Origin of the sequence: Rhodococcus mengyinensis (assembly GCF_048381435.1) — a bacterium.
In the GTDB taxonomy this organism is placed as follows: domain Bacteria; phylum Actinomycetota; class Actinomycetes; order Mycobacteriales; family Mycobacteriaceae; genus Rhodococcus_F; species Rhodococcus_F opacus_D.
The window spans coordinates 209925-232050 of sequence record NZ_JBLWIT010000038.1; the positions used below are offsets into that span (position 1 = coordinate 209925).

Sequence of the window (22126 nt, forward strand, 5' to 3'; positions counted from 1 at the left end):
CCCGAGCCGACGCATTTCACCCCCGCGCGGCGCGCCGTGCCGGGGGCCCTGTTTTCTCGGTCACCGTCTGCGCACTAGACTCTGGCCCCGCGCCCCTATAGCTCAGTTGGTAGAGCTACGGACTTTTAATCCGCAGGTCGTAGGTTCGAGCCCTACTGGGGGCACTCTCCCCTTACCCGGCACATGCCGGGTAAGGGGCACGAGCACTCACCCACATCTCGGCGCTTCCGACGTCGCAGGCGCCCCGATCAGACGACGAACCGCCTCGACAGCGCTCTGCCGCCGCTGTGCCACCGTGCGCTCCCCCGACTTCCCCTCCGGCTTGCGTCCACCACGCGCGGTGGCCAGCGACACGGCGATGTCGGTGATCACGAGCAGCAGCTCGCCCGCGTTCCACGACGGATCGACGAACCCCTCCTGCTGCCCTCGCCGGATCTCGGCGATCTTGGGCCGCAGCGCGAGGGTCCGCGCATCGCTGTCGGCGATCTGCTCGCGCATCTCCAGGTCGGCCCACTTCTGCAGCCTCGCGTTCTCGGGGTGCGCCACGTAGTCGTCGAACAACCGGCCCGCGTAGCCCGGCAGATCGTCTCCCCGCAGCGCCGTCTGCTCGGTCGTCTCGGCGATCCACTGCGCGATGACGGCGTCGAACAGCGCTTCCTTGCTGTCGAAGTACGCGTACAGACGGTCCTTGCTCGCTCGGGCCGTCTCTGCGATGCGGTTGATCCGGGCCCCGGCGACTCCGTGGTGAGCGAACTCCTCCTTGGCCGCGGTGAGGATCCGTTCCCGCGTGGCTTCTCCCGCTGTTCGCATTCCGACATCCTAAATTGCCCGTTGCCGAACCATCTGGTTCGGCGTAGCGTGCGCGGTTGACGAACAGTTTGGTTCGTAAACCTCGCACCCCTCACCCCAAGGAACTCTTCATGGACATCGATCAGGCCCGCAGCACGTTCCACGAGCTCCGGGGGCGCGAGAGCGGCGTCTCCCCCGACGAACTCGACACCGTGTGGGCGGCGCTCGACACCGTCAGGGCCGAAGACATCCTCGGCAGCTGGAAGGGCGACGACTTCGCCACCGGCCACCGCCTCCACGAGAAGCTGTTCGCGAGCCGCTGGCACGGAAAGACGTTCCACTCCCTCGTGGATGCGAAGCCGTTGATCTGCCGTGACGCGGACGGCAACCTCTATTCCGACGTCAAGGCCGGCAACGGCGAAGCCAGCCTGTGGAACATCGAGTTCCGAGGCGAGGTCACCGCGACCATGGTGTACGACGGCGCACCCATCTTCGATCACTTCAAGAAGGTGGACGACTCCACTCTGATGGGCATCATGAACGGCAAGTCCGCACTGGTCCTCGACGACGGCAGGCACTACTACTTCCTGCTCGAAAGAGACTGAGTTCCAATGCAGGTCACAGCAGCGCTCTCACGCGGACCCGATTCCCCGTTCACGCTGGAGACGGTCGAACTCGACGAACCCCGCGCGGACGAGGTACTGGTGCGCATCGTCGCCACCGGCCTGTGCCACACGGACCTCTTCACCAAGGCGGCCCTCCCCCGCGCCGCCGGCCCCGCCGTTCTCGGGCACGAAGGTGCCGGGATCGTCGTGGACGTCGGGTCGCGTGTGAATGGGGTGACGCCCGGTGATCACGTGATTCTCAGCTACCGCCACTGCGGCGACTGCGACCAATGCCGAAGCGCTGGTCCGGCATACTGCGTCGATGCGCACCGGCTGAACAGTTCAGGCAGGCGCGCGGACGGTTCGGCCACCGTCACCCAGAACGGCGAACCCGTGCGCGCCGCCTTCTTCGGCCAGTCCAGCTTCGCCGAACACGTTCTCGCGACTGCCGACAACGTCGTGGTCGTGGACAAGTCCGTAGACCTGGCCGCCGCGGCGCCGCTCGGCTGCGGTTTCCAGACGGGTGCGGGCGCGGTACTGAACGTGCTCCGGCCGGTCAGCGAATCGAGTGTGGTCGTCTTCGGCGCGGGCAGCGTCGGGTTCGCCGCCCTGCTCGCGGCCCGATCATCCGGCGTCGCAACGCTTCTCGCAGTCGATCCGGTTCCCGCACGCCGTGCGCTCGCGGAAGAGTTCGGCGCGGTTGCGATCGATCCCGGATCGCAGGACGTGGTCGCCGCGATCCGTGCGGCGACCGGTGGGGGCTCCACCCACACCCTGGACACCACGGGGATCCCCGCCGTCATCGGCCAGGCGTTGTCGTCCCTGCGGGCGCGCGGCAGCGCGGTGGTCGTCGGTCTCGGCGCACCCGAAGTGGCGGTGAACATTCAGGATCTGATGCTGAGCGGCAAGACCCTCCGCGGCTGCGTCGAGGGCGATTCTTCGGTGCAGCAGTTCATTCCGCAGTTGCTGGCGCTGCACGCGGACGGGAAGTTCCCGTATGACCGTCTCGTCACCGAGTATCGATTCGACGACATCAACCGCGCCGTCGCCGATCAGGCCGCGGGCACGGTGATCAAGCCCGTGCTCGTGTGGTGAATTCGCTAGGGCGTGGCAGGTGACGGTCCGGCCGGCGGCCCGTCGCCCACCTGTCCGTCCTTCGCTTTCGTTTCTCTTCGCATCTCGGCGAGATCCTCGCCGCGCTTGCGGTACGTGAAGCTGACTCCGGCGACGCCGAGGAACAGCACCACTCCGATGATGGCGCCGGCGAGCGACGCGCCGCGGAATCCGGGCGCGTCGACGTCCATGATCCGTTCGCCCGCGTGCGCTGCGCTGTTGCCGCCGAGCACCACACTGAGCGTCAACAGGTTGGGCAGCACCACCAGGACACCGAGGATCAGCAACACGATCTGCACCGGCTTGAACCGGCGCCGGCGGAACAGCCGCCACGCTCCGCGGACCAGCAGCAGCGGCAGCAGGGTGCACAGGGTGCCGAACAACAGTCCCCACAGGATGCCGCCGCCGAAGCTGCCGCCCGCCAGTCCACCCACGTTCTGAGCCCACGCCCGCGGCAGGTAGGCCGCGAGGATGAAGTAGGCGATGACCAGTATCACCAGCAGGACTGCGATGCCGATGGCCTTCTTGGCCCACGCCGGCAGGCCCGATTTCGCCGGTGTGGAAGTGGATGCGCTGTCCTCGGTCGTCATGACTGGTCTCCCTGCGTCGGCAACAGTTCTTCGTCCAGCACCTGCTCGGCCAGTCGCTTCGGGGCGACGAGCGTGTACGACGTTCTGATCCACTCACGGAGCTGTTTCCAGCGGGGCTCGTCCGCGTCCGCGACGTCCACTGCGATCCAGCCGTGTCTACCGAGACCGTATCCCGCGGGCTCGGCCCCTGGTTCCGTTGCGACGACCGCTTCGGCCTCGTCGACGCTGAGCTTCACCGTCAACCGGGTGGCCTCCACGTCACTGAACACGAAATTCTTCCCCCGCACCCGGAACGTCGGGTGTCCGTCCCATTGGGCGACGTCCACCCGCACGGCTTCGGGCAACTCGGCGACGATCTGTTCCAGGCGGCTCATGTTGTTGCCCATGTGACGATTGTCGGCAGCGCCCCGACCCACCGCAACCGGCATAACGGACACGCGGGGTTCCGGCGGGCTCGGCGGGGTCCTGGGTGGCCTGCTCGGAAAGGGTGCGGGCGGCGGACTGGGCCCGGGTGGCGATATTCACACCTGGGGTGGATCGAATCCCAGGAGACCGACAGCTCGGACGAACAGGCTCCCACGCAACCGCCGACACGGCTCGAGTTACGGCGGGGAATCTGTGGAGACCGACAAATCTGTGATCGTCCACAACTGCCCGCGCGTCGCTGTGATGTTCTCTCCCTGCGATGATTACGCTGGTCACCGCACACGCACGCTCATCAGTACACTGTCATGTAACGGTTCGCCGCGTGGCGGCGACACATCCCGGAAGATCCATTACGGATCGGTAACTTGGACGGTTCCCGGGCCGCCGACGGCGTTTACCAACCTACTTACGGTGCCGTAGGCTGAACAAAGTCAAATTGAGCTACTGGAGGCATTACACATGGCGAGGGATCTGACCCAACTCGAACTGCTGCAGGAGTTGTCGCCGGTTGCAGAAGAGAACGTCAACCGCCACATCTCCATGGCCAAGGAATGGCATCCCCACGACTACGTTCCGTGGGACGAAGGACGCAACTTCGCCGCGATGGGCGGCATCGACTGGGATCCCGAGCAGTCGCAGCTCGACGAGGTCGCCAAGGCCGCGATGATCACGAACCTCCTCACCGAGGACAACCTGCCGTCGTATCACCGCGAGATCGCCGAGAACTTCTCGCAGGACGGCGCGTGGGGAACGTGGGTCGGTCGTTGGACCGCGGAGGAGAACCGTCACGGCATCGTGATGCGCGATTACCTCGTCGTGACCCGCGCCGTCGACCCCGTCCAGCTCGAGCGTTTCCGCATGGAGCACATGACGAACGGCTTCGCCTCCCCCGCCGACGTCGACGCCGGCTTCCTCCACTCCGTCGCGTACGTGACGTTCCAGGAACTCGCCACCCGCGTCAGCCACCGCAACACCGGTAAGGCGTGCAAGGACCCGATCGCCGACAAGATGCTGCAGCGCATCGCCGCCGACGAGAACCTGCACATGATCTTCTACCGCAACATGTGCGGCGCAGCCCTCGACCTCGCGCCCGATCAGGCGCTCGAGGCCATCAACATGATCGTCCAGAACTTCCAGATGCCGGGCGCAGGCATGCCGAACTTCCGGCGCAACGGTGTGCTCATGGCCAAGCACGGCATCTACGACCTGCGTCAGCACCTCGAAGAGGTCGTGATGCCCGTCCTGCGCAAGTGGAACATCTTCGAGCGGACCGATTTCACCGCCCGCGGCGAAGAGGTCCGCGAGAGCCTCGGCAAGTTCCTCGAGAACCTCGAGGGCCAGGCCACCAAGTTCGAGGAGCAGCGCGACCGCATGCTGGCCCGCGAGGCCAAGAAGCGCGAGCAGAAGGCTTCGTGACGTAAACAGTTATCCTGTGCCCGGTACCGGATTCGGTACCGGGCACAGTTTTTGTTCCAGCACTTTCGCAGAGGTCGTCAATGTCATCCCTTCGTATCGGATCGCTCGAGCTGCGCAGTCCGGTGGTTCTGGCCCCCATGGCCGGGATCACCAATGTCGCGTTCCGCACGCTATGCCGTGAGCTCGAGACGGAACGCGCGGGCAGCACGTCCGGCCTGTACGTCTGTGAGATGGTGACCGCGCGCGCTCTGGTGGAGCGGCAGCCCGCGACCCTGCACATGACGACGTTCGGACCGACCGAGACACCACGGTCGCTGCAGCTGTACACCGTCGACCCCGACACCACGTACGCCGCGGCCAAGATGATCGTGGACGAGAACATGGCCGACCACATCGACATGAACTTCGGCTGCCCGGTTCCCAAGGTGACCCGCAAGGGTGGCGGCGCGGCGCTGCCGTACAAGCGCACGCTGTTCGGCCGGATCGTCGCCGCCGCCGTGAAGGCGACCGAGGGCACCGACGTCCCGGTGACCGTCAAGTTCCGCGTCGGTATCGACGCCGAACACCACACACATCTCGACGCAGGCCGGATCGCCGCCGGCGAAGGTGCGGCCGCGGTCGCACTGCACGCGCGTACCGCGTCGCAGCGGTACTCCGGCACAGCCGACTGGAACGAGATCGCCCGGCTCAAGGAGCACGTCACCGACGTGCCCGTTCTCGGGAACGGCGACATCTTCGCCGCCGAGGACGCTGCCCGCATGATGGAGCAGACCGGTTGTGACGGCGTCGTCGTCGGCCGCGGATGCCTCGGCCGGCCGTGGCTGTTCGCGGAGCTGAGCGCGGCGCTGAACGGAAAACCGCAGCCCACTCCGCCGAATCTCGGCGAGGTGGCCACGATCATCCGCCGGCACGCGGAACTCCTCGCCGATCATCACGGCGAGGACAAGGGCCTGCGTGAACTGCGCAAGCACGTGTCCTGGTACCTGCGCGGCTTCCCCGCCGGGTCCGAGCTGCGGGTCGCGATGGCCCTCGTGAGCACCCTGACCGAACTCGACGACCTCCTCGTCCAGCTCGATCCGACCATCCCGTTCCCCAAGGACGCCGAGGGACCGCGCGGACGACAGGGGTCACCCGGCACGGTCGCGCTCCCCGAGGGGTGGCTCGACGACCCCGACGACTGCCTGGTGCCCGCCGGCGCCGACCTCATGCATTCTGGTGGTTAGCACCACGAACGCGCGTCACCTCGCTACATGTGTGGAGCCTCGACGTTCGATAAGTACTATGGCTGGAATCCGTCGAGGCCGACGGAGGTCCGAGTCGGCGGAGAGGTCAGGTTGCATCGGTGGGTGATGATCACAGCTCGGACTCACCGACTCCCGAATCCCGTGCCCCCTGGGAGCGTCCTCTCGCGGATCCCAGCTACCGAGAAGCCCAGTCCGGACGGCCGCGGCGACTCCCGCCGCGTCAGCCACCGCCCGAACGGCGGCCTCCCGAGCAGACCGCGCCACCCGAACGGACCGCGCCACCCGAACGGACCGCGCCACCCGAACGGACCGCGCCGCCCGAGCACCGGGCGCAGGTAGAACGCGCCGAACCGTCCCGCCACGACAGCGGCCGGATCGGCCGCCGGGCCGCGGGTGGGCCCACCGAAGCGCTCTCCGTCGCAGACTTGGTGAAGAAGGTCTCCGGGGAGGAACCGAGCGCGCCGGACGATCCGGACAAGACCGAGATCATTCCCCCGATCGACGAGCGGCAGCCACCGCCTCCCGGGGTTCCGCCGCGGGAGACCCCTCCGGCGGCGTCGCCCCCGGAGCCGCCGCAGAGCACACCTGAGCCCGAATGGGTCGCGGATTCCGCCGAGACCACCGCGGTACCGCAGGTGGTCGGCAACCCGGGTACCACCCGCCTGGCTCTCAGCAAGACCCGCAAACGCAAGCGTCTCCGTGCAGCAGGACGCGCCGTCGTCGCACTCGTGGCGGTGGTCGCACTCGCCGGAACCGGCATCGTCTGGGGTTACCTCCGCTCCACCGAGGGCAAGTTCGACCAGATCGCGGCACTCGACACGGAGTCGACCGACATCGTCGACGCCGTCGGGCAGACCGGTGACGAGACCTATCTCATCGTCGGCAGCGACACCCGCGCCGGCGCGAGCGGCGAAGTGGGTGCCGGAACCATCGACGATGCCGAGGGATCCCGCGCCGACACGGTGATGCTCGTCAACATCCCCGCCGACCGGAGCCGGGTGGTCGCGGTGTCGTTCCCCCGCGACCTGGACGTCGAGCGGCCCGTCTGTGAGGGCTGGGACAACGCCAGCGGCACCTACACCGAGGAGACGTTTCCCGCCGCCGACGGCGACAAACTCAACGCCACCTACGCACTCGGTGGACCGAAGTGCCTGGTGAAGGTGATCCAGAAGATGTCGGGTCTCAAGATCGGCCACTTCGTCGGCATGGACTTCGCCGGCTTCGAGTCGATGGTCAACGAGATCGGCGGGGTCAAGGTCTGTACCACCCAGCCGCTAGAGGACGGCGTCCTCGGCACCGTGCTGCCGGAGGCCGGCACCCAGATGCTCGACGGCAAGACCGCACTGAACTTCGTCCGCGCCCGACATGTCGAGGCAGAAGGCAACGGCGACTACGGCCGCATCAACCGTCAGCAGAGATTCCTGTCCGCCCTGCTGCGGGGCGCCCTGTCCAGTCAGGTGCTGCTCAATCCCGGCAAGCTGAACGGCTTCATCAACGCGTTCACCCGCGACACGTTCGTCGAGAACATCGACACGAAGTCGCTGGTCACGCTCGGGCGTTCACTGCAGAACGTCGACGCGGGCGCGGTCACGTTCCTGACGGTGCCCACCGCGGGCACCACCGAATGGGGCAACGAGATTCCGCGCACCGACGACATCAAGGCCATCTTCCGCGCCATCATCGACGACGAGGCGCTGCCCGGCGAGAAGCGTGCGGAACCCCTGCCCTCCGCCCCCGAACCGCAGGCAGCGCCGGCGCCGTTGTCGGTCCAGGCCGTCGACCCGTCCAGCGTGACCGTGCAGGTGTCGAACGCATCGGGTGAGTCGGGACTGGCCGCGACCGTGGCCGACTCGCTGGCCGCCGAGGGGTTCCAGATCTACAACGTCGGCAACTACACCGGAACCAGCGGTGAGACCGTCGTCCGGTTCTCGCCCGGCCACGAAGCCGAGGCGGCGACCCTGGCGTCGTCGTTCCCGGGTGCGGTGCTCGAATCGACCACCGGACTCGGGACGGTCGTCGAGGTCGCACTCGGTTCGAACTTCTCCGGGACCGTCCAGACGCCCAGCCCGATCGACACACCGCTCAGTATGTCGGGCGTGCGAGAGGGTCAGCCCGAGGACGTGGAAATCCCCGCGGACCTGGCGGTTGTGAACGCGGGCGACACGTCCTGCGAATGAGCGCCCGCCCGGTCGCTCGTTCACCCCGCGTTCACCGTGTGATCGTGACTTGGTTTCCCGTGCACCGTAGGCTGTGACCTCATGCGCGTGGCTTACAACGAACAGATGACCGAGCTTGCCGACTTGCTCGGTGAGATGGCGGGGCTTGCGGGGGTCGCCATGGAGCGAGCCACCCAGTCGCTGCTCCAGGCAGATCTCTCCCTCGCCGAGCAGGTGATCGGCGAGCACGACAAGATCACCGAGCTCAGCACCATCTGCGAGGAGCGGGCGTTCGCCCTCCTCGCCCTGCAGGCGCCGGTCGCCGGCGACCTCCGCTCGGTCGTCAGCGGAATCCAGATCGTCGCCGACATCGATCGCATGGGTGCGCTGGCTCTCCACGTCGCCAAGATCGCGCGCCGCCGACATCCCAACCACGTGCTTCCCGAAGAGGTCAACGGCTACTTCGCCGAGATGGGGCGCATCGCCGTCTCCATCGGCGCCGCTGCCCGCGAGGTTCTCGAGACGCGCGATCCCGAACGGGCCGCGCGCCTGCGTGAAGAGGACGAGGCGATGGACGACCTCCACCGTCACCTGTTCACCGTCCTCATGGACCGGGAGTGGAAGCACGGCGTGGCCGCGGCGGTCGACGTCACCCTGCTCGGCCGCTTCTACGAGCGTTTCGCCGACCACGCGGTCGAGGTGGGCCGCCGGGTGATCTTCCTCGTCACCGGCAAGCTGCCCGACGAGACCCAGACGCCCGCCGTCGACGCCGACACCCTCACCTCGTACCCCGAACTGTAGAACTCCCCCAACACTTTTCGCGCGAACGGGACGCTCGTACGGTCTGACCGTACGAGCGTCCCGTTCGTTCGCCCGAGGTCGCCGTCCGCAGACGCGAGAACGCCCCGACCGCGGTACCGGCCGGGGCGTTCTCGTGTGTGTCGCTCTATCCGAAGCGGCCCGAGATGTAGTCCTCGGTGGCCTTCTGCGTCGGGTTGGAGAAGATCTTCTCGGTGTCGTCGATCTCGACGAGGCGGCCCGGCTTGCCGGTGGCCTCGAGGTTGAAGAACGCCGTCTGGTCACTCACGCGCGCCGCCTGCTGCATGTTGTGGGTGACGATCACGATGGTGAAGTCCTTCTTCAGCTCCGTGATCAGGTCCTCGATCGCAAGGGTCGAGATCGGATCGAGCGCCGAGCAGGGTTCGTCCATCAGCAGGACGTCGGGCGAGACCGCGATGGCCCGGGCGATGCACAGACGCTGCTGCTGACCGCCGGAGAGTCCGCCGCCCGGCTTGTCGAGACGGTCCTTGACCTCGGTCCACAGGTTGGCGCCGCGCAGCGACCGCTCGGCCACCTCGTCGAGACGCTTCTTGCTGCGCTCGCCCTGCAGCTTCAGTCCGGCCACCACGTTGTCCTTGATGGACATCGTCGGGAACGGGTTGGGACGCTGGAACACCATGCCGATCGTCTTGCGGACGCCGACCGGGTCGATGCCGGAACCGTAGATGTCCTCACCGTCGAGCAGGATCGAACCCTCCACGCGCGCACCGGGAGTCACCTCGTGCATGCGGTTCAGCGAACGCAGCACCGTCGACTTGCCGCAGCCTGAGGGGCCGATGAAGGCGGTCACGTTCCGCGGGGGGACGGACAGCCCGACATCGGCGACGGCGTGGAATTTGCCGTAGTAGATGTTGACGTCCTTGAGATCCAGACGCTTGGCCATTACCGGCTCCCTACTGATTGGTGTTCGAAATCGAGTGTATGTGTCACTTGCTGCGGACCTGTGAGAAGTGGCCGATGACCTTGGCCAGGATGTTGAGGATGGCGATGAGGAGGATCAACGTCAGCGCCGCACCCCAGATGCGGTTGGTACCGGCATCGGTCGGGTTGTTCATCTCGGCGACCATGACGCCGGGCAGCGTGCCCATCTCGCCACCGAACAGGTTGAAGTTGATGAAGGGTGCGTACCCCACGAGGATCAGCAGCGGCGCAGTCTCACCCATCACCCGGGCCAGCGCCAGCATGACGCCCGTGATGATGCCGGGCAGTGCGGTGGGCAGCACGATCTTGGCGATCGTCTTCCACTTCGGAACGCCCAGCGCGTACGACGCCTCGCGCAAGTCCTGCGGAACGATGCGGAGCATCTCCTCCGTGCTGCGGACGACGACGGGAACCATCAGCAGCACCAGGGCGAGCGCAACGGCGAAGCCGGACTTGGGGAAACCGAACGTCGCGATCCACAAGGCGTAGATGAAGAGGGCGGCCACGATGGACGGGACACCGCTCAGGATGTCGACCATGAAGGTGGTGAGCTTCGCGAGCCGCGACTTCCGGTCGGCGTACTCGACGAGATAGATCGCAACGAACAGTCCGAGCGGAATGGACAGCACCGCGCAGACGATTCCCTGCAGAATCGTGCCGATCAGCGCGTGGTAGATGCCGCCGCCCGCCGCCGAGGAAGTCAGTCCGCTGAGCGAGTGGGTGAACCAGGTGGCCGACGTCAGGGCAGGGATTCCCTTGATGACAGCGGTGACCAGGACCCACACCAGTGGGACCAGCGCCACGAGCACTGCCAGCGTCACGAGGACGGTGGCGGTGAGGTCGGTGATGCGTCGGCGGACACCGACCCCCTGGAAGGTGGGGGCCTTGACCGGCTTGTCGAGTGTCGCGGTCATGGGTCAGTCCTTCTTTCCTGCGATCACGGCGCGGGCAGCGGCGTTCACGACGAAGGTGAGAACGAAGAGCACCAGACCTGCGGCGATGTAGGCGCCGGCCTGAATGTTGTTGTTGAACTCCGCGTAGCCGAGAGCGATCTTCGAGGCGATGGTGGCGCCGCCGTCGAACAGCGACCATCCGAAGGGCTGCGAGGTGGTGCGCAGGATCAGGTAGAGCGCCATGGTCTCGCCGAGGGCGCGACCCAGGCCGAGCATCGATCCGCTGATGTAGCCCGACTTGCCGAACGGAATGATCGTGGTTCGCACCACTTCCCACCGCGTGGCACCCAGCGCGAGTGCTGCCTCGATCTGGGGCGTCGGAGTCTGCACGAACACCTCGCGGGTCACCGCGGTGATGACGGGAAGGATCATGACGGCGAGGACGATACCTGCGGTGAAGATGGTGCCACCGCCGGTGATGGAACCGCTTCCGGTCGCGAACAGTGGGAACCAGCCGAGCTTTTCGTTGAGCCACACGGCAAGCGGCTTGATCGCCGGAGCGAACACCAGCAGACCCCAGAGGCCGTAGACGATCGACGGCACGGCGGCCAGCAGGTCGATCACGTACGCCAGCGGACGTTTGAGCCAGTTCGGCGAGTACTCGGTGAGGAAGATCGCGATGCCGAGGGCGACGGGCATCGCGAGGATCAGAGCGAACAGCGAGACGAGCACGGTCACCTGGAACAGGTCGAGAACACCGAACGCCATGGCATTGATGTTCTGAGTGACCCACTCACGGCTGGTGAGGAAATTGACCTGGTTCCTGCTCAGTGCGGGAACTGCGCGCCAGATCAGGAAGATGCCGATCGCGGCGATGAGGATCGAGATGAAGATCGCCGAGGTGGTTGCGAGGGACTTGAAGATCCGGTCCCCCGGCCTCGCGACGGACTTGCTGCGCGGTGCACCTGTCGGAGTCGGGGCTTCGGCCTTGGTGGTACTCAACTCGGCCTCCGGGGTGCCGTTCGGACCGCCCACCCCGACTCCGCCAGAAGCGGAGCCGGAGGCGCGAGGTGCTGATTCGATGTGCGCTTCACTCATCTGCGCTCGCAATCTTTCCTGGTCAGAATATCGAGTCATGGGCGGGTCCGAACGACTAACGGTACGATCAGCCGATTGCGGCGACCGACGCGTTCAGCTTCTCCTTCATGGAGTCGGGCAGCGGCACGTAACCCTGCTCGGCCAGGTTGCCCTGACCCTCGTTCGCTGCGCTGGTCAGGAACGACTTGACCGCTGCGGAGGTGTCGGCGTCGTAGCCCTTCGAGCACACGATCTCGTAGGTGGCGAGCACCAACGGGTACGCACCCGCTTCCTTGGTGCCGAAGATCGAGCCGAGGTCGAGGGTCAGATCGCCCACACCCTCACCCTTGAACTGCGCACCCTCGATCGCCTTCGCCGCGGACTCGTCCGACAGCGCGACGGGGCCGGAGCCGGTGTCGATCTGTGCGGCAGACAGCTTGTTCTGGTCGGCGTAGGACTTCTCGACGTAGGTGATCGAGCCCGGAGCGGAGGCCACTGCCTGCGCGACACCGGCCGAACCCTTGGCGCCCTCACCGATTCCGCCGGTGAAGTCGGAGCCTGCACCGGTGGTCCAGGCGCCGTTGGAGGCGGCCGTGAGGTACTGCTGGAAGTTGTCGGTGGTTCCCGACGAATCCGAGCGGATGATCGCGGTGACGTCCTGGTCCGGCAGGGTGGCGCCCGGGTTGAGCGCGGCGATGGCCGGGTCGTTCCACTTCTTGATGGTGCCGTTGAAGATCTTGGCGGTCACCTCGCCGTTCAGCACCAGGTCCTCGACGCCGTCGAGGTTGTAGGCGACAGCGACGGGTCCGAAGACGAGCGGAAGGTTCCAGGCCTCGCCGCCGACGCAACGGGCCTTGGCCTGCTCGGCCTGCTCGGCCTTGATCGCCGAGTCGGAGCCGGCGAAGTCGATCTGGCCCGCGATGAACTGGGTACGTCCGTCGCCGGAACCGCTGGGGTTGTACGCCAGGTTGACGGTCTTGCCCTTTTCCTGGCAGACGGAGATGTAGGTGGAGACGAACTGGTCCATGGCGTTCTTCTGGGCCGAGGAACCGGCCGAGGAGAGGTTGGCCTTGCCCTCGCACGTCGCGTTGGACGCCGCTGCGTCGACGCCGCTCGACGCCGCGTTGTTGTCGCTGCCACACGCGGCCAAGGTCATGGCACCCAGGGCCACTGCACCGAGCAGGGCGCCATTGCGCTTGAGATTCACCTAGTCCTCCGGAAATACCGTCTCGCCCGCGATCGGGCGGCGACATGAGGTGCGTTTCTTTGAAATCTGCACCAGGCAACACGGCGCTGCCCACGGAGAAACCTAGGGGTAGCTAATGTCCAGTTGGACCACGATCGGTGAACGGAAGGTGAACAGACCGAGCATTTGTCCACATTTCCGAGACGAACAACAGGTGCGGAAGTAGAGAAGCGCCTCAGGCGCGCGCGTACGCGACGTCGGTATGGAACCGCTCGAACCCGAGCCGGTCGTAGGTATGCAGCGCCGACGCATTGTCGCCCTCGACGTAGAGCAGCACCGCTCCGAGCCCGCGGTCACGCAGATAGTGCAGTCCGGCGAGCGTCAGCAACCGGCCGAGACCACGCCCCTGGGCGTCGGGGCCGATCGCCACCACGTAGACCTCACCGACGGCCGGCACGTCGCCCTGCTTCGGGTGCACCTTGGTCCAGTGGAATCCGAGCAGTCTCTGCTCGTCCGAAGCGGCGAACGCCATGAACAGTCCGGACGGATCGAACCAGGCCTCCGCACGACGCTCGGCCATTTCACGTTCGGTCCACGACCCCTGCTCGGGATGCCAGGCGAAGGCGGCAGCGTTGACCCGCAGCACCTCGGGATCGTCCTCGACGCCGCGGTACTCGCGGAGTGAAACATCTTCCGGCACAACGAGTTCTGGGAGTTCCGCACCGGCGAGCGGACGCCGGAGCTGCAGAAGTTCGCGCGCACCGGTCAGCCCGAGGCGCTGCGCCACCGCCTGTGCCGCAGGCAGGTTTCCGTGCGCCCACACCCGGGCGTCCGGACCACCCTCGGACAGGACCTCGGTGACCAACCGGCCACCGATTCCCCGGCCACGGGCCTCGGGGTCGACGGCGAGTTCGGCCATCGCGGGATGATCCCCGTGACCCGGCTGCAGCTGCGCATACCCGACGATCCGATCGGCGTCGGTCTCCACGAGATGACGGACACCGGCGCTACCGGCGCCGGACACGGCGTGCACGCCCTGCTCCGACACCGGCGCGGTTCCGTCCGCTGCCGTCGCGCGTTCGAGCAGTGCGGACACGTCCGCAGCTTGCTTGCCGTCGAGTCGATCAGTCCAGGACTGAACCGAAGCACTCACTGGATCGCCGGCCCTTCCGCGGATTCGAAGTCCGCATCCTCGGCGTCGAGGTCGTCGATGGGCGGCACCGGCGCACCCGACTTGCTGCGGGTGGGACGGACGGCCTTGTAGCCGACGTTGCGGACTGTACCGATCAAGGATTCGTACTCGCTGCCCAGCTTGGCGCGCAGACGACGCACGTGGACGTCGACCGTGCGGGTACCGCCGAAGAAGTCGTATCCCCACACCTCCTGCAGCAACTGCGCGCGGGTGAAGACGCGACCCGCGTGCTGTGCCAGGTACTTGAGGAGTTCGAACTCCTTGTAGGTGAGGTCGAGGGGACGGCCGCGCAGACGGGCCGTGTACGTGCCCTCGTCGATGACCAGTTCACCCAGCGTGATCTTGCCGGAAGCCTCCGGGCTCGCGACGCCACCGGTGCGTCCGACCAGCAGTCGGAGGCGGGCGTCCACCTCGGCCGGTCCGGTGCCCGGGAGCAGGATGTCGTCGAGGCCCCAGTCGGAATTGACCGCCACCAGGCCACCCTCGGTGAGGACTGCCACCACGGGAACCGCGGAACCCGTGCTGCCCAGCAGCCGGCAGAGGCCGCGAGCCGCCGCGAGATCGGTGCGCGCATCCACCAGGGCGATGTCGGCGGAGCTCGCTTCCAGGAGAGAGGACACCTCCGTCGGGGCAGGCCGCACCGAATGCGCCAGCAGGGCGAGGGCAGGCAGCACTGCCTCGGGGTTGGGGTCGGAGGTAAGAAGCAGTAGCTCCACACAGCCTCCCATCTCGTCGCCGTCGTACCCGGCCGGCAGACGGAATCGTTCATCCGCCGGTCCAGGTAGATCGACACTGAAGGTATCGACACTTTTGTCGGTGACAGAGTAGCGCGCCGCCGTCGGCGTTCGTTGCACCGAACCCCCGGCCGACCGGCGCGGAGGTTGCACCGACACTCCCCCGACGGGTGTCCGTCACAATGGGGCCGTGCGGAAACTCATCATCGGAATCGTCTTCCTCGTGGCTCTCGGTCTCGTCGTCGACTTCGGTTCGGCGGCCTACGCGGAGTACCGGGTGTCGCGGGAACTGCGGGCAGGGGCGTCCCTCACAGCGGACCCCGAGGTGACGGTTCACGGCTTTCCGTTCCTCACCCAGGCGTGGGACGGAAAGTACGAGAACATCGAGATCCGCGCCCAGGGAGTACAGAGTGACGTGGTGGGTGAGGTGACTATCGAGTCCACCCTCCTGGGTGTCTCCGCGCCGCTGTCCGACCTCGTCGACGGCTCCGTGAAGGCCCTTCCGGTCGATCACCTCTCCGGCCGCATGCTCATCGACGCCACCGACCTGGGACGCTTCCTCGACATCCCTGACCTGCAGGTTTCGGCCCCGCCGGCCAGCAAGTCGGACGGCACCGGGGGCTCCGGCGGCTCGGGGATGCCGACCGCGGGCGGCGTCGTCCTCACCGGCACCGTCCCCGTCGGGCCCATCGAGACCACCGTCAGCGTCCAGGCCGACCTGGTTCTCGACGGCGGTCAGGTGAAGATCGTCGCCAGCGACTTCTACTTCGGACCCGAAGGCCACGCCGACTTCACCATCCCCGAACCTCTCGCCCCCGCGATCCTCGGCCTCTTCACCCGGACGATCGACCCCCGGGAACTCCCGTTCGGCGTCCAGCCGACGGAGGTCTACGCGGAAGGCTCGCAGATCGTCATCGAGGGCGTCGGCAACAACGTCACGATCGACCTGAACGAACTGCAGAGCCGATGACCGGAATCACACTGTTACTGATCGCACTGTTCGCCGCCGTCGTGTTCGGGCTCGTCTGGCAACGCCGCCAGGGGACCGTCCGGAGCACCGGCAAGACTTCCGCGGTCGTGACCGACCGACGACGACTGCTCCTCGAGGCGGCGGGCGTCGGGCCGGCATCGCCCGAGCACCCTCGACGGGCCACCGTTCTCCACTTCTCCGCCGACTGGTGCGGACCCTGCGCGGCGGTGCGCAGGGTGGTGGGACAGGTCGTCGCGGACCTCGCCGGCGAGCCGGAACCTCCCGTCGAAGTGGAGGTCGACATCGACGAGTATCCCGCTCTCGCCAAGGAACTCGGCGTTCTGTCGTTGCCGACGACGTTCATTCTCGACGCCGACCGGCAGCAACGCTTCCGGGTGTCCGGAGTGCCCGCCGCGACCGACCTGCGGGCCGCGCTGGGACCCCTCACCCGGCCCCCGGGTTCAAATTCCTGAAGAACCGGGTAAACTCGTCGTCGTGCAATCCAGCCACGAGCTCATGCTCACCCGTCGCCGCACAGTAGACCTGTGCCGCCTCGGGGCTTGTTGCTGTACCTGTTGCTGATCACCAGGGCTGTCGCTTTCTGCTGACACCGCGGATTCCGCGCACGTGATCTCACCCCCGATGACGACGTCTTCCGTCGTCGTTCGGCGCCAGGCAAGCATTCAGGACTCACCGCAGGAGCACTTCTCATGTCCACAACACTCGAGCTCGAGCAGGTCGACGTTCGTGGCCCCCGGTTCGCCGCCTGGGTCACCACCGCCGTCCTCGTCGCCGTGCTCGTCGTGTCGACGTTCTCGCTGGTCGCAGCAGGAATTCTGCTGACGCTTCAAGCGGTCGTCTTCGCGGCAGGCGCAGCCACCGGGCCACGGCGCAGCCCGTACGGCCGGATCTTCGGCACCCTCGTCGCGCCGCGACTCGCCCCGGTCAGTGAACGCGAACCCGTCGCACCGCTTCGCTTCGCGCAGCTCGTCGGCTTCGTCTTCGCCGCCGTCGGCACCGTCGGCTTCTTCGCCGGCTCCGGCGTCGTCGGCGCCGTGGCCACCGCATTCGCCCTGTTCGCGGCGTTTCTCAACGCTGCGTTCGGCATCTGCCTCGGCTGCCAGATCTATCCACTCGTCGCACGCTTCCGCACGGCGGCCTGAAAGTTTCACACCGAGAACCACTGCACGATCCACCCGACACAAGTAAGTACACATCGAAAGGAACACCATGGCTCGCTCCGATGTCCTAGTCTCCGCCGACTGGGCTGAGCAGAACCTCAACGCCCCCAAGACCGTTTTCGTCGAGGTGGATGAGGACACCAGCGCATACGACGGCGGCCACATCGAAGGCGCCATCCGCCTCGACTGGCGGAAGGACCTGCAGGACGGCGTCCGTCGTGACTTCCTGAACCAGCAGCAGTTCTCCGACCTCCTGTCCGCCAAGGGCGTCGCCAACGACGACACCATCGTTCTCTACGGCGGCAACAACAACTGGTTCGCGGCGTACGCGTACTGGTACTTCAAGCTGTACGGCCACCAGGACGTGAAGCTGATCGACGGCGGCCGCAAGAAGTGGGAGCTCGACGGGCGTCCCCTCTCCAAGGAGACCGTCACCCGCGCGGCCACCCAGTACAAGGCCGAGGCCCCCGACCTGTCGATCCGCGCGTTCCGCGACGAGGTCATCGACGCCATCGGCAGCAAGAACCTCGTCGACGTGCGTTCGCCCGACGAGTTCTCCGGCAAGATCCTCGCTCCCGCGCACCTGCCGCAGGAGCAGGCGCAGCAGCGTGGACACGTCCCCACGGCCATCAACATTCCGTGGAGCACCACCGCAAACGAGGACGGCACGTTCAAGTCGGACGACGACCTGGAGAAGCTGTACTCGGAGAAGGGCTACGACGAGTCCAAGCCCACCATCGCGTACTGCCGTATCGGCGAGCGCTCCAGCCACACCTGGTTCGTGCTCAAGGAGATCCTCGGCAAGTCCGATGTCAAGAACTACGACGGCAGCTGGGTCGAATACGGCTCGCTCGTCGGCGCACCCATCGAGTTGGAGGTTCACTGAGCCATGTGTGGAGCACCTGTACAGACCCAGACCCTGCCCGCGGGCGTCGACGTCGAGAAGGAAACGGTCATCACCGGCCGCGTTCTCGCCGCTGACGGCCAGCCGATCGGTGGAGCGTTCGTGCGTCTCCTCGACGGCGGCGGAGAGTTCACCGCCGAGGTCGTCGCCTCGGGCACCGGAGACTTCCGCTTCTTCGCCGCTCCCGGCGAGTGGACCGTGCGTGCACTGTCCAGCTCCGGCAACGGCACCTCGACGGTGAGCCCGTCGAGCGCAGGCGTGCACAACGTCGACGTCACGGTCGGCGAGTAGTCACCAGCTGACGACATCAGAAGGGCCCCGCTCCGGATTCGGAGCGGGGCCCTTCTCGTCGTGCGGACTCTACTTGCCCGGTGCGGCTGGGATGGTCTCGCCGCCCTTCTCCGACTGCGCGAGTGCGGTGATCCAGTCGACGACCTTCTCGCTCTCCCAGTACCAGGGGTCGTTCGGGTTGTTGTTCCAGTAGAACAGGTGCTGGATGAAGCCCAGGAAGATGTACGGCTTGATCACCAGTTCGAAGACGTCCCTGTTGTCCTCGACGAACCCCGGGCCCTCGTCGGCGAGCTTCGCCTTCACGACCTCCGAACCGGGACCCATCGCCCAGTTGAGCGCCTCGACGATCTGCTCCTGGGACACCTGCATGTTGCGGTCCGGGCCGTCTGGGTCGTAAGTCCGGTCGGCGACCTTGCGGAGAACGTCGAGGAAGGACTCGTCGGAGGCGAACCAGTCTTCGTGTGTGACGATGTGCACAATCGACCGCGCCGCCATGTTCGTCACCGCATTCGCGAAGTCGGAGACCGTCTGGCCCGGGTTCAGCAGGGTGAAGTGCATCTGTCCCAGCACCCCGAGTGCCAGTTCGAGAACGGCAATCTCCTGCGGCGCGTCGCACGCGATGTCGTAGGGGCGGCACGCGTAGGTGATCTTGCCGTCGAGAGCGCCGTAGTCGGCCGGCTCGGACGACATGAAACCGCCTCCGGGCGGGCCGGGTTCGCCCATCGAGGGGGTGCCCGCGGGACGGTACGGGTCGCCGATCAGCGCGACGCCGGCGATGTCGTCGGCGGTAACCAGAGCGTTGCCGTCTCGGTGGCCGAGTTCGCGCGACACCCTTTCGACCACCTCGGCGCCGACGCTGTATCCGAGTAGCACGTACTTGGTGTCGTCGCCGCACTTCACCTTGTTCTCGTCGAGAATCTTGTTCGTCGACGCAACACCCGCAGCCATCGAATCCTGGTATGTCGGAACAGGTTGCAGCAGACCCAGACCGTACGTGGACGGGTAGGGAACGTACATCCACCCCACCGTCCCCGGATCGTCCTTGTTGGCCTCGCCGGTCGGCACCGTCACGTTGCCCACCCAGTTCGACCAGAGCTGCCGATTCTCGTCAGCCAGAGGGTTGCGGTCCGCCGTCGAGTCGGTGGCGCCGGATACGGCGACGATCATCACGTCGGGGCAGTCGGCGGCGTAGTTGTTCGGATCGACACGGTCCGTGTCGGCACTCCCCGAATCTGCACTTCCCGAGTCTGCGCTCCCGGTGTCGGGCGCGGCGACGGCAAGGCCGGGAGCACCGAACGCGGTGGCGGTCAGCAGCAGCACCGTCGCCGCGATCGCGGCCCGCACCGGACCGGTGACGGCAGTACTCGATCGAAGCATGGGACCTCCGGGAGGGACGGGAGACGAGACGACCGCATGAGAATGTTCGGAACCGACCGGGTGGTCGCCTTCGAGAAACCGTAGCCGCAGTCACGGTAAGTCGCCTCCCGTTTCGACCGTTCGACGGGTTCGGTTTAGGATGTCCCCGTGGTTATCTTCTTCGAGGTACTTCTTGTCCTTGCCGCCGTGTTGATCACGTGGTTCTCGCTCTACACGATCTACCGCCTGGTCACCGACGAGTCGTGAGTCAGAACCCGGACGCAGGCGCAGATCCGCCTTCCGAGCACCCGACTACGAGCGCGCCCGCTGGGGACACCCCCGCCGTGCGTCGTGGTAGCGGTGACGCAGCCGTCGCGGACGCCATCGAGCGTTCCAAGACGACGGCGTCGCGGAACATCCCGCAGCTTCCGGACCTTCCGCTGCCCGAGGACACCGCAAATCTGCGCCTCGGCCCGGATCTGAACAACGAACTCCTCGCAGTACTGCCCCTCGTGGGTGTGTGGCGCGGTGAAGGGGAAGGCCACGACCCCGACACAGGCGACTACCCCTTCGGGCAGCAGATCATCGTCTCCCACAACGGTGGCAACTACCTCAAGTGGGAATCCCAGACCTGGGTCCTCGACGCCGACGGCGAATACGTGCGCCCCGACCTCCACGAAACCGGCTTCTGGCGGATCAGCGGAGACGGCATCCCCGGCAGCACCAACGAGGAAGTCGTCGAACTCCTCCTCGCCCACAGCTCCGGCATCGTCGAACTGTTCTACGGTCAGGCCCTCACCCAGTCGTCGTGGGAACTCGCGACCGACGTCGTGATCCGCAGCACCTCCGGTGTTCTCGTCGGCGGCGCCAAGCGTCTCTACGGCATTGTCGAGGGCGGCGACCTCGCCTACGTCGAGGAACGCATCATCGCCGACGGTGAGCTGCGTCCCCACCTCTCCGCGCGTCTGTCCCGCTACGTTGGCTAGCGCCCGTGAGTACTTATTAACCACGGGCGGTTAACAAGTACTCACGGCTCGGGTTATCCACAACCTGAGGTTCATCCACAGGTCAGTTGAGATCGGCCTGTTTCGGGCGAATCCTGTCGGTCGCCGTGCGCACCGTCGCGTCCATGACGACTGCGACGATCGACTTCAGGCCCGAATTCCAACGCGTTCTCGACTATCAGCACGGCCTCGTCACGGCCCGGCAACTGCGCGGACTGGGTATCTCGACCCGGCAGATTCAGCACATGGTGGAGTCCGGCCAATGGTCGGCGGTTCTGCACGGCGTCTACGCCGTCACGAACGGTCCGCTCGACCGGCCGATGAGGCTGTGGGCGGCACTGCTGTTCGGCGGTCCCCGAGCGATTCTCAGCCATCGGACGGCGGCCGAGGAGTGGGGGCTGATGCCCGTCGACCCTGACGGGCCGATTCACGTCACGGTGCCCTACGGATTGTCTGCGGAGCCGCAGGGACCGACGTATCGGAAGGCCGGCCGGCGATCCGACCGTCCCGTTCCCCGCGAGGGGGATCTCCTGCATCCCGGGGTCGTGGTGCACCGATCCCGGGCGCACGCCCACATCCTCGTCCCGACGCTTCCGCCTCGAACGTCCCGGGCCGACACCGTCGTGGATCTCGCTGTCGCGGAGCCGTCGGCGGTGGCGGCCGCACGCGTCCTCGTGTCGGCGGTCACCGGCAGCGACATTCCGTCCACGAGTTGCTTCGACGGATCGAGCAGCGTCCACCGCGCAGGTACCGCAAGGCTCTGACCGACGCTCTGACGTTCGTGTCCGGCGGAGTCCAGTCGATTCTCGAGCACCGGTACGCGATCGACGTGGAACTCGCGCACGGACTGCCGGCCGCTCGACGACAGTCGCCTGTTCTCGTCGACGGACGAACCCTTTACGAGGACGTCGACTATTCGAAAAGCGGCGTTCCGCTCCTCGTGCGGCTGGACGGACTGCGGTATCACTCGTCGCGGTCGGTGGCCCTGCGAGATCGGCGTCGCGGCAACGCGGCGGAACTCGCCGGCAAGGCGACGCTGGTCTACGGCTGGGAGGAGGTGACGCGGCGCTCGTGCGACGTCGCGGCCAAGGTGCGGACGGTGCTCGAGCGGGGCGGCTGGAGTGGGCCGAACCCGTGCCCCCGCTGCCGTGAGTACTTATTAACGTCGGGCGGTTAATAAGTACTCACGGGCGCGGAGCGCACAACAGCCCCCGAGCCTTCCGGTGCGTGTGCACCGG

22 protein-coding genes, 1 tRNA gene and 1 pseudogene are annotated in these 22126 nt (G+C 66.6%); 14 read left to right on the forward strand and 10 right to left on the reverse strand.

Annotated features, from left to right (window positions below):
* Positions 1 to 91: 91 nt before the first annotated feature.
* Positions 92 to 164: transfer RNA gene (locus ACNJ7E_RS05725), tRNA-Lys, on the forward strand.
* A gap of 43 nt (positions 165 to 207) precedes the next feature.
* On the opposite strand, the gene ACNJ7E_RS05730 is transcribed toward ACNJ7E_RS05725, so the two are convergent.
* Entirely contained in the window at positions 208 to 810 is a 603-nt protein-coding gene (locus ACNJ7E_RS05730; protein WP_280778692.1) for a TetR family transcriptional regulator, read from the reverse strand.
* A gap of 110 nt (positions 811 to 920) precedes the next feature.
* Between ACNJ7E_RS05730 and ACNJ7E_RS05735 the strand changes: the two genes are divergently transcribed.
* Both ACNJ7E_RS05735 and ACNJ7E_RS05740 read left to right on the forward strand, forming a co-directional pair.
* Entirely contained in the window at positions 921 to 1394 is a 474-nt protein-coding gene (locus tag ACNJ7E_RS05735) for a DUF4334 domain-containing protein (protein WP_418339351.1), read from the forward strand.
* A gap of 6 nt (positions 1395 to 1400) precedes the next feature.
* Complete coding sequence (locus ACNJ7E_RS05740) at positions 1401 to 2489, forward strand: NAD(P)-dependent alcohol dehydrogenase (RefSeq protein WP_418339352.1); 1089 nt, start codon at positions 1401 to 1403, stop codon at positions 2487 to 2489.
* A 5-nt stretch (positions 2490 to 2494) separates the two neighbouring features.
* Here the strand turns inward: ACNJ7E_RS05740 and ACNJ7E_RS05745 are convergent, their stop codons facing one another.
* The gene (locus ACNJ7E_RS05745; RefSeq protein ID WP_283354460.1) at positions 2495 to 3097 is read right to left on the reverse strand and encodes a hypothetical protein; all 603 of its coding nucleotides are present in this window, start codon (positions 3095 to 3097) and stop codon (positions 2495 to 2497) included.
* A complete protein-coding gene (locus ACNJ7E_RS05750; RefSeq protein ID WP_280778697.1) occupies positions 3094 to 3483 on the reverse strand; it encodes an MmcQ/YjbR family DNA-binding protein in 390 nt (129 codons plus the stop codon). Before ACNJ7E_RS05750 ends, ACNJ7E_RS05745 begins: the two co-directional genes overlap by 4 nt.
* A gap of 499 nt (positions 3484 to 3982) precedes the next feature.
* Between ACNJ7E_RS05750 and ACNJ7E_RS05755 the strand changes: the two genes are divergently transcribed.
* From ACNJ7E_RS05755 to phoU, 4 genes are all read left to right on the forward strand, one after another.
* A complete protein-coding gene (locus ACNJ7E_RS05755; protein ID WP_007301063.1) occupies positions 3983 to 4939 on the forward strand; it encodes an acyl-ACP desaturase in 957 nt (318 codons plus the stop codon).
* 80 nt (positions 4940 to 5019) lie between these two features.
* Positions 5020 to 6162: a tRNA dihydrouridine synthase DusB gene (gene dusB / locus ACNJ7E_RS05760; protein ID WP_009477929.1), complete on the forward strand. Its 1143-nt coding sequence runs from the start codon at positions 5020 to 5022 to the stop codon at positions 6160 to 6162.
* Between the two features lie 119 nt (positions 6163 to 6281).
* A complete protein-coding gene (locus ACNJ7E_RS05765) occupies positions 6282 to 8360 on the forward strand; it encodes an LCP family protein (RefSeq protein ID WP_280778700.1) in 2079 nt (692 codons plus the stop codon).
* Between the two features lie 81 nt (positions 8361 to 8441).
* Entirely contained in the window at positions 8442 to 9140 is a 699-nt protein-coding gene (phoU, locus tag ACNJ7E_RS05770) for a phosphate signaling complex protein PhoU (RefSeq protein ID WP_105412955.1), read from the forward strand.
* Between the two features lie 145 nt (positions 9141 to 9285).
* Here the strand turns inward: phoU and pstB are convergent, their stop codons facing one another.
* The 6 genes from pstB to ACNJ7E_RS05800 form a co-directional block, all read right to left on the reverse strand.
* Positions 9286 to 10062 (reverse strand): phosphate ABC transporter ATP-binding protein PstB, encoded by a 777-nt coding sequence (gene pstB / locus ACNJ7E_RS05775; protein ID WP_007301060.1) that lies wholly within the window; start codon positions 10060 to 10062, stop codon positions 9286 to 9288.
* Positions 10063 to 10105: 43 nt separating this feature from the next.
* On the reverse strand, positions 10106 to 11014 hold the full coding sequence (pstA, locus tag ACNJ7E_RS05780; protein ID WP_105412954.1) for a phosphate ABC transporter permease PstA: 909 nt from the start codon (positions 11012 to 11014) through the stop codon (positions 10106 to 10108).
* A 3-nt stretch (positions 11015 to 11017) separates the two neighbouring features.
* On the reverse strand, positions 11018 to 12091 hold the full coding sequence (pstC, locus tag ACNJ7E_RS05785; RefSeq protein ID WP_280778702.1) for a phosphate ABC transporter permease subunit PstC: 1074 nt from the start codon (positions 12089 to 12091) through the stop codon (positions 11018 to 11020).
* A 67-nt stretch (positions 12092 to 12158) separates the two neighbouring features.
* On the reverse strand, positions 12159 to 13277 hold the full coding sequence (gene pstS / locus ACNJ7E_RS05790; RefSeq protein WP_280778703.1) for a phosphate ABC transporter substrate-binding protein PstS: 1119 nt from the start codon (positions 13275 to 13277) through the stop codon (positions 12159 to 12161).
* Positions 13278 to 13491: 214 nt separating this feature from the next.
* Positions 13492 to 14409, reverse strand: coding sequence for a mycothiol synthase (gene mshD, locus ACNJ7E_RS05795; RefSeq protein ID WP_280778704.1), 918 nt, complete (start codon positions 14407 to 14409; stop codon positions 13492 to 13494).
* Positions 14406 to 15164, reverse strand: coding sequence for a winged helix-turn-helix transcriptional regulator (locus ACNJ7E_RS05800; RefSeq protein WP_280778705.1), 759 nt, complete (start codon positions 15162 to 15164; stop codon positions 14406 to 14408). Before ACNJ7E_RS05800 ends, mshD begins: the two co-directional genes overlap by 4 nt.
* A gap of 208 nt (positions 15165 to 15372) precedes the next feature.
* On the opposite strand from ACNJ7E_RS05800, the gene ACNJ7E_RS05805 reads away from it, so the two are divergent.
* The 5 genes from ACNJ7E_RS05805 to ACNJ7E_RS05825 all read left to right on the forward strand — a co-directional run bounded on the left by ACNJ7E_RS05805 (position 15373) and on the right by ACNJ7E_RS05825 (position 18528).
* The gene (locus ACNJ7E_RS05805; RefSeq protein WP_105412950.1) at positions 15373 to 16152 is read left to right on the forward strand and encodes an LmeA family phospholipid-binding protein; all 780 of its coding nucleotides are present in this window, start codon (positions 15373 to 15375) and stop codon (positions 16150 to 16152) included.
* On the forward strand, positions 16149 to 16625 hold the full coding sequence (locus ACNJ7E_RS05810; protein WP_418339353.1) for a thioredoxin family protein: 477 nt from the start codon (positions 16149 to 16151) through the stop codon (positions 16623 to 16625). Before ACNJ7E_RS05805 ends, ACNJ7E_RS05810 begins: the two co-directional genes overlap by 4 nt.
* 237 nt (positions 16626 to 16862) lie before the next feature.
* On the forward strand, positions 16863 to 17315 hold the full coding sequence (locus ACNJ7E_RS05815; RefSeq protein ID WP_418339354.1) for a DUF4395 domain-containing protein: 453 nt from the start codon (positions 16863 to 16865) through the stop codon (positions 17313 to 17315).
* A gap of 67 nt (positions 17316 to 17382) precedes the next feature.
* Entirely contained in the window at positions 17383 to 18219 is an 837-nt protein-coding gene (locus ACNJ7E_RS05820) for a sulfurtransferase (RefSeq protein ID WP_280778707.1), read from the forward strand.
* Positions 18220 to 18222: 3 nt separating this feature from the next.
* Positions 18223 to 18528, forward strand: coding sequence for a DUF1416 domain-containing protein (locus ACNJ7E_RS05825; RefSeq protein WP_005244353.1), 306 nt, complete (start codon positions 18223 to 18225; stop codon positions 18526 to 18528).
* Between the two features lie 69 nt (positions 18529 to 18597).
* Here the strand turns inward: ACNJ7E_RS05825 and ACNJ7E_RS05830 are convergent, their stop codons facing one another.
* On the reverse strand, positions 18598 to 19905 hold the full coding sequence (locus ACNJ7E_RS05830) for a cutinase family protein (protein ID WP_280778710.1): 1308 nt from the start codon (positions 19903 to 19905) through the stop codon (positions 18598 to 18600).
* Between the two features lie 323 nt (positions 19906 to 20228).
* On the opposite strand from ACNJ7E_RS05830, the gene ACNJ7E_RS05835 reads away from it, so the two are divergent.
* Together ACNJ7E_RS05835 and ACNJ7E_RS05840 are read left to right on the forward strand one after the other, a co-directional pair.
* Positions 20229 to 20870 carry a heme-binding beta-barrel domain-containing protein gene (locus ACNJ7E_RS05835; RefSeq protein ID WP_025431873.1) on the forward strand — a complete coding sequence of 214 codons (642 nt, stop codon included), beginning with the start codon at positions 20229 to 20231 and terminating at the stop codon, positions 20868 to 20870.
* 86 nt (positions 20871 to 20956) lie between these two features.
* Positions 20957 to 22065: pseudogene (locus ACNJ7E_RS05840) on the forward strand (type IV toxin-antitoxin system AbiEi family antitoxin domain-containing protein).
* The last annotated feature ends 61 nt before the right edge of the window (positions 22066 to 22126 follow it).

What these genes read in the sequence shown, in the direction of transcription:
- ACNJ7E_RS05735 (WP_418339351.1), top strand. Translation starts at nt 921, where the DNA reads ATGGACATCGATCAGGCCCGCAGCACGTTCCACGAGCTCCGGGGGCGC.
- ACNJ7E_RS05755 (WP_007301063.1), top strand. Translation starts at nt 3,983, where the DNA reads ATGGCGAGGGATCTGACCCAACTCGAACTGCTGCAGGAGTTGTCGCCG.
- ACNJ7E_RS05730 (WP_280778692.1), bottom strand. Translation starts at nt 810, where the DNA reads ATGCGAACAGCGGGAGAAGCCACGCGGGAACGGATCCTCACCGCGGCC.
- ACNJ7E_RS05810 (WP_418339353.1), top strand. Translation starts at nt 16,149, where the DNA reads ATGACCGGAATCACACTGTTACTGATCGCACTGTTCGCCGCCGTCGTG.
- phoU (WP_105412955.1), top strand. Translation starts at nt 8,442, where the DNA reads ATGCGCGTGGCTTACAACGAACAGATGACCGAGCTTGCCGACTTGCTC.
- ACNJ7E_RS05745 (WP_283354460.1), bottom strand. Translation starts at nt 3,097, where the DNA reads ATGACGACCGAGGACAGCGCATCCACTTCCACACCGGCGAAATCGGGC.
- ACNJ7E_RS05825 (WP_005244353.1), top strand. Translation starts at nt 18,223, where the DNA reads ATGTGTGGAGCACCTGTACAGACCCAGACCCTGCCCGCGGGCGTCGAC.
- ACNJ7E_RS05830 (WP_280778710.1), bottom strand. Translation starts at nt 19,905, where the DNA reads ATGCTTCGATCGAGTACTGCCGTCACCGGTCCGGTGCGGGCCGCGATC.
- pstB (WP_007301060.1), bottom strand. Translation starts at nt 10,062, where the DNA reads ATGGCCAAGCGTCTGGATCTCAAGGACGTCAACATCTACTACGGCAAA.
- ACNJ7E_RS05750 (WP_280778697.1), bottom strand. Translation starts at nt 3,483, where the DNA reads ATGGGCAACAACATGAGCCGCCTGGAACAGATCGTCGCCGAGTTGCCC.
- dusB (WP_009477929.1), top strand. Translation starts at nt 5,020, where the DNA reads ATGTCATCCCTTCGTATCGGATCGCTCGAGCTGCGCAGTCCGGTGGTT.
- ACNJ7E_RS05740 (WP_418339352.1), top strand. Translation starts at nt 1,401, where the DNA reads ATGCAGGTCACAGCAGCGCTCTCACGCGGACCCGATTCCCCGTTCACG.
- pstA (WP_105412954.1), bottom strand. Translation starts at nt 11,014, where the DNA reads ATGACCGCGACACTCGACAAGCCGGTCAAGGCCCCCACCTTCCAGGGG.
- ACNJ7E_RS05820 (WP_280778707.1), top strand. Translation starts at nt 17,383, where the DNA reads ATGGCTCGCTCCGATGTCCTAGTCTCCGCCGACTGGGCTGAGCAGAAC.
- ACNJ7E_RS05815 (WP_418339354.1), top strand. Translation starts at nt 16,863, where the DNA reads ATGTCCACAACACTCGAGCTCGAGCAGGTCGACGTTCGTGGCCCCCGG.
- pstC (WP_280778702.1), bottom strand. Translation starts at nt 12,091, where the DNA reads ATGAGTGAAGCGCACATCGAATCAGCACCTCGCGCCTCCGGCTCCGCT.